A 6,090-nucleotide genomic window follows, 5' to 3' on the forward strand; every position below is an offset into this window, starting at 1 on the left:
ATGCGTTAAAATTCTGAGCACAATCGTGTTTACACTGTGTATTTGTTAAAAACTCCTTAAATTAGATGCAATTAATTCATTCAAAACTACCAACGTATGCAAGGAAATTTACTTCACTCATTTCTATCCATTTATACTGTAACCAATCAAAACATAATACAGATTTTTTACAATAGAAATCGTTCTTATTTTTAGATAAAAATAATGTTGTTTCAATCAATAATTTAAGACAATATTTAAAAGGAAAAGTCTGTAAAAAATATAATTGTAGTCAATTCAATTGAAATAACCTCAAAGTTGCTGAATCTATATAATTTATTGAATATCAATTTAATAATATAAATATATTATTAAGCTGTTTAACATTATACCTAATAATGAGAATAAATTTATCCGAACACTTTCAATAAGTATTCAACATATTTACATAGTTTTATGCAAAATAGCCTATTCCTTTTATGTCCTACAGATTGTTTAGAACCTATTATAAATGATATGTTTAAAAATAGAATATTATAATTTATTCTATTCTGTAATAGATTCCTTTGGTTAAATGTTTCTTTTAGGATAATTTAAAATAATTATTTTATCGTAATTATATTATTAAGCCTTTTAATATAAAATTTATTTTTGTTACTTCTAGCAATTTGAAAAATTTCATATTTTCCTTTTTCTAGGATTTTTTTTGGTATTTCAAATCTATAAATATGTTTACTATCTTGCAAAATATTTTGTTTTTTTTCTATTTTTATTGTTTTAACATCATATTTAAGAGAAACATAACTGAACTCATTATCTTTTTTGAGAGCAATAAATTTATCCGCAATAATTTCATTCTTTATTTGCATCCATCCATTTAGATAAACCTTATCTTCTTTTTCTGTTACATTAATGGTATTGATAGATTTTTGATCTGATAAATTTTCTTTTACCTCAACAAACTTTGCTCCCCAAGCATATAGAGTATCTGTAGTTTGAATCCCACTTAAAACGGCTCTAATGCCTTTTTTATCATTATCCTTAGTCCCTATCAAAGAATATCTTTTCCAATTAGGGGTAAGCTGTATTTTATAAGTATGATAACTTGTATAGTCGTTTCCGTTTTCTTGAATTTTTAATTGTGTTGTACCACTACCTTTTAGCCACATAGACCATTCAAAGGTTCCTTCTATTTTAGGAAAGCCTTGTAAAACATACCCATCATTATTGCCAGTACCTATAATTTTATCTGCTGTTAATTCGCCATTAGGTGCAATTGATTGATTTTTTAAAATTTTAATACCTCTGTTTGACCAAGTAGGATTATCAATTTCGTTTCTAAATTTTATACTATTATAGTTAATTAGGCTGTCATTTATAATTTTCGAAAAAGGTCCATGAAAAACAGTTTGTTTTGAATTTAATTTAGATTTATTATTAATATCTAATAATTCACCTTCAAAATTATTTGATTTTTTTTTATAATTATAAAATATATCATGTAAACCAATTGAGTTAACCTCACTTTCATTAAAACTATAATTTTTGTTTATATAATTAGAAATTATATTTGATACTTTAATATTTCCTTTATAATTTAGGTGTTGATTATTATAATTGTAAGTAGTTATGTTTCCTCCCAAAAAATTATTTTTGTCAAATTTTACTTTTGTATTAATATCTAATGTTTTAATAGTCTGGTCTGACTTTAAAACATTAGATATTTCTTTTTGAACATTATTAAATTTATTTTTTGTTTTACTATAATATTTTTCATAAAAAGGGACAGTAACAAATAATAACTTAAATTTTTTCTCTTTAGATAAATTAATTATTTTATTGATTATTACTTTGTGATCATCCGAAAGGTAAATAGCATCATCAAAAACTTTATTTGCAAAATTTTTAGCAATTTCATCAGACATAAAAACAACATCTTTTGCCGAATCTTTGAAAGGAGGATAATCTGAATTCTTAGTATAAGTGTTTAATACTTTTGAAACTTCTTTTAAATCAGTCCAATTTTCATGATATTTAAAAATATTAAACGTATTTAATAGATTATTATCAGGTATCGATAATTTTGCTTCTTTAAATTTAGTGAAACCAATTTTTTTTCCCTCAAGGGAGAAAGAATATCTTCTTTTTATAATCCCTTTATCATCAGAGTATTTTTTCTCTTGTCCAACACCAATCATAGGATAACATTCAATGATAACTAATTTAGGTGTTTGATATTCTAAAGCTTCTAAAATATTAAAATATACTTCTGTAAAATTTATTCCTGATAAACCATAATTAAATGTTTTTAATCCTGTTTTTGCTTTTATAATATCTGAGCTTATACCACAATATGTATGAGAATCTCCAAATATTAAAACATCTAAAGAGTTTTTTTCTTCTTGATAAAAAAAATGATGCTTTAAAAATGCACTCTGATCTTTTACAAAATAATTATCTATATTATAAATGATTCCCGATAAAATAATCAAAAAAATAAATGATTTAAAAATAAGCTTTTTCATGTTTAATTATAACTTAAAATTGAAAGTAAATAAATTCTTTAATAATTTCATCTCCATATTTTCCGAAAATAATTATAACAAAAACCATCAGAAAATAAATAAACCATCTAAAAACGATACCATGAGCATTCAACCTTTTTACTAAACTATATTTTTTATGTAAAAGTTCTACCATTATTAAAATTGTAATAGAACCAATAAGAACTCTAAATTCATTGGGTTTAAAACCAATTAAATAAGTTTCTTTTAAAAAAACATCTCCTAAATTAAATTGATTAAAAATACCATCAATAATTATTACAGCATCTGCTAATGAATTAGCTCTAAAAAAAACCCAAGCCAAACAAACAATAAAAAAAGTAAGTAAACTAAAAAAGAGTTTTATAAAATGAGAATTTTTATCTAAATGTATTCTTTTAAATATTTTATTTTTAAATTTCAAAGAAGCTTTTTCAACAATTAAAATAAGTCCATGAATTGCTCCCCATATAATAAACGTTATAGCTGCACCGTGCCATAAACCACTTATAACAAATACTATAAATAAATTAAAATATGTTTTCATTTTTCCTTTTCTGCTTCCCCCTAAAGGGATAAAAACATAATCTCTAAACCAAGTTGAAAGAGAAATATGCCATCGTCTCCAAAATTCAGTCAAAGATTTAGAAAAATAAGGAGAATCAAAATTTTTCATTAAATCAAACCCCATTGTTCTTGCTACACCAATTGCAATATCAGAATACCCTGAAAAATCGCAATAAATTTGAACTGCAAAAAAAACTGTAGCATAAAAGTATTCAACACCTGTATAACCATCAACATTATTATATACTTCATTTACATATAAAGCAGCTCTGTCAGCAATAACCATTTTCTTAAATAAGCCAAACACTATAAGTAATAACCCAGATTTAACTAATTTATAATTAAATTTATATGTTTTATAAAACTGAGGTAATAAGTGTGATGCTCTTTCAATAGGTCCAGCTACTAATTGAGGGAAAAAAGAAACAAAAGAAAAGAAAGCTAGCCAATTTTTTGTTGGTTTTAATTGATTTCTGTAAATATCAATACTATAACTTAATGTTTGAAAAGTATAAAAGCTAATACCTACTGGAAGAATTATATTTAAAGATATATTGTCTATTTTTTTTCCGAAGAAGATAAATGACTCTACAAATGTTTCAATGAAAAAATTGGTATACTTAAAATAAACTAAAAGACCTAGGTTAACAAAAAGGCTAATAATTAAATAAATATTCTTTTGCTTTTTACTTGTAGATTCGTATAGCTTTATTCCAATGATAAAATCAACAAGTGAACTTATTAAAATTAACACTAAAAATCGCCAATCCCACCATCCATAAAAGAGATAGCTAGCTCCTAGAATTAATAAATTTCGTTTAGTAAGGTTCTTAGAAAAGAACCAATAAAGTACAAATACAATAGGAAAAAAAACAGCAAAATCTATGGAGTTAAAAAACATATATATAAAATATTCTAAGTTTTTTTTTAAAAAAAACATAATCAAAAGTAAGTCTTTTATTAAAAAACTGGAATCTTTTTTAGCAAAAAAAAAAAAGACATCAAATGCATTTATAGAGAGTTTTTTAGAACAACTCGATTTATCAGCATATAAAAATAAGAAGATTCATGTGTTGAGTGAAGGGCAGTTACAACGTCTGGGAATTGCGTTGGCTGCCATTCACCATCCCAAAGTAATTTTAGCAGATGAACCTACATCTAGTTTAGATGATTTAAACTGTAAAAAAGTTATAGAATTATTACTAAAACAAGCACAACGAACCAAAGCACATTTAATTGTAATTACTCACGATGCTAGAGTAAAAAGCTACTTCCAAAATACCATTAGCTTATGAATATTTTTAGCATCACTCTTAAAAATATTAAAGCAAAACCACTATATAGTGTTTTAAGTGTTATTACATTATCTTTAAGTATTACACTATTATTGGGCATCAAACAAATAGCCCTTTCTTTTGAAAATCAAATAGAAAACAACCTAGAAAACATCGATTTGGTTATAGGTGCAAAAGGCAGTCCACTGCAATTGGTATTGGCTTCTGTCTTGCATTTAGACAGTCCTACTGGTAATATTCCTTATCAAGAAGCACAAAAAATTAGTAAGAATCCTTTAGTAAAATGGGCAATTCCAATTTCTTATGGCGATAATTACAAAGGATTCAGAATTGTAGGCAGTACCAATCAATATCCTGAATTATACAAGGCACAATTAGAACAGGGACAATTCGTAAAAAAATCAATGGAAGTAGTTTTAGGTGCTACTGCAGCTCAACAACTTAATTTAAAAATTGGTGATACTTTTTTAAGTGCTCATGGTTTAATAGATAACGATATTGAAGTACATGCAGAGGAATTTATAGTAGTAGGAATTCTAAAATCGACTCAAAAAGTAATCGATCGTTTAATAATTACAACTTTAGAAAGTATTTGGGAAGTACATCATCATTATGATCATGAGCATGATGAACATGAAGATGAAGAAACATCACATCAGCATTCTACAGATAATGATAAAGAAGTAACATCTTTATTAGTTAGTCTAAAAAGTAAACGTGCCTTATTAAATTTTCCTAGAAAGATAAACGAGAGTACCAATTTACAAGCTGTATTGCCCAAATATGAACTCCATAAATTATACAATTATACTAGTGTAGGCTTCAAAACAATTACAATTATTGGCTATTTAATTCTAATTATAGCATCGTTAAGTATTTTTATGAGTTTATATAAAATGATGAAAGAGCGTGCTTTTGACTTGGCAATCTTAAGAACTTATGGAGCTACTAGATTTCAGCTGATAAAAATGATAGTTTATGAAGCACTAACTATTGTATGCTCGGCTTTTGTCATTCGCTTTATAATAATTAAATTAGGGATAAAAGTGTTTATGAATATTCAATCCATTAGTGTGCAACAAAATATCTTACAAGATTTACCTTTACAAGAAATAGTAAAAATAGCAGTATTAATGCTAATAATGGTATTAATTGCTGTTGTGTTAACGTTAATCCCTCTCTTAAAATGAATATTTCAACAATTTTAAGCAATGAGAAATAAAAGCATCCTTTTCCTTTTTTTGTGCTCTGCATTTATAAGTTATAGTCAACAAGAAATTTCTTGGAAACTATTATCGAATGTTACTTTTACAGACAAATACTTTGCTGAATTTGATGATTACTTCATGTACCCAACATTTCTAGGAGCAGTAAAAGCATTAGAAGGAAAACAAGTAACTATAAAAGGATATTTTTTAGACATAATTCAAGAAGATAATACATTCATACTTTCTAAAGGGCCAATGGCTTCTTGCTATTTTTGTGGTCAATCTGGCCCAGAAACTGCTGTAGAAATTCACTATACTAATCCTAAAAACTTTAAAACCGATGATCTTGTAACCATCACAGGCACATTAAAATTAAACAGAGACGATGTTAATCATTTCAATTATATACTTACAGATTGTACAGGGGTTTTAATAAAATAACACATACTCTTCTTATTATGTTAAAGTATTCTTTAAAATGCGTTAAAATTCTGAGCA

The 6,090-nt window shown here is 25.7% G+C and carries 5 protein-coding genes; 3 read left to right on the forward strand and 2 right to left on the reverse strand.

Annotation, left to right across the window (positions count from 1 at the left end):
- Positions 1-581 precede the first annotated feature (581 nt).
- A complete protein-coding gene (locus KO506_RS10470; RefSeq protein WP_215994861.1) occupies positions 582-2,471 on the reverse strand; it encodes a phage head spike fiber domain-containing protein in 1,890 nt (629 codons plus the stop codon).
- A 46-nt stretch (positions 2,472-2,517) separates the two neighbouring features.
- A complete protein-coding gene (locus tag KO506_RS10475) occupies positions 2,518-3,990 on the reverse strand; it encodes an MBOAT family O-acyltransferase (protein ID WP_215994862.1) in 1,473 nt (490 codons plus the stop codon).
- On the opposite strand from KO506_RS10475, the gene KO506_RS10480 reads away from it, so the two are divergent.
- Genes KO506_RS10480 through KO506_RS10490 form a run of 3 tightly spaced genes read left to right on the forward strand, consistent with a single transcriptional unit; the run spans position 3,974 to position 6,033 of the window.
- Positions 3,974-4,384 carry an ATP-binding cassette domain-containing protein gene (locus KO506_RS10480; protein WP_215994863.1) on the forward strand — a complete coding sequence of 137 codons (411 nt, stop codon included), beginning with the start codon at positions 3,974-3,976 and terminating at the stop codon, positions 4,382-4,384. The genes KO506_RS10475 and KO506_RS10480 overlap by 17 nt on opposite strands.
- Positions 4,381-5,574 carry an ABC transporter permease gene (locus tag KO506_RS10485; protein ID WP_252726840.1) on the forward strand — a complete coding sequence of 398 codons (1,194 nt, stop codon included), beginning with the start codon at positions 4,381-4,383 and terminating at the stop codon, positions 5,572-5,574. Before KO506_RS10480 ends, KO506_RS10485 begins: the two co-directional genes overlap by 4 nt.
- A 21-nt stretch (positions 5,575-5,595) precedes the next feature.
- Positions 5,596-6,033, forward strand: coding sequence for a hypothetical protein (locus KO506_RS10490; RefSeq protein ID WP_215994864.1), 438 nt, complete (start codon positions 5,596-5,598; stop codon positions 6,031-6,033).
- Positions 6,034-6,090 lie beyond the last annotated feature (57 nt).

The organism is Polaribacter vadi (assembly GCF_018861005.1).
GTDB lineage: Bacteria > Bacteroidota > Bacteroidia > Flavobacteriales > Flavobacteriaceae > Polaribacter > Polaribacter vadi_A.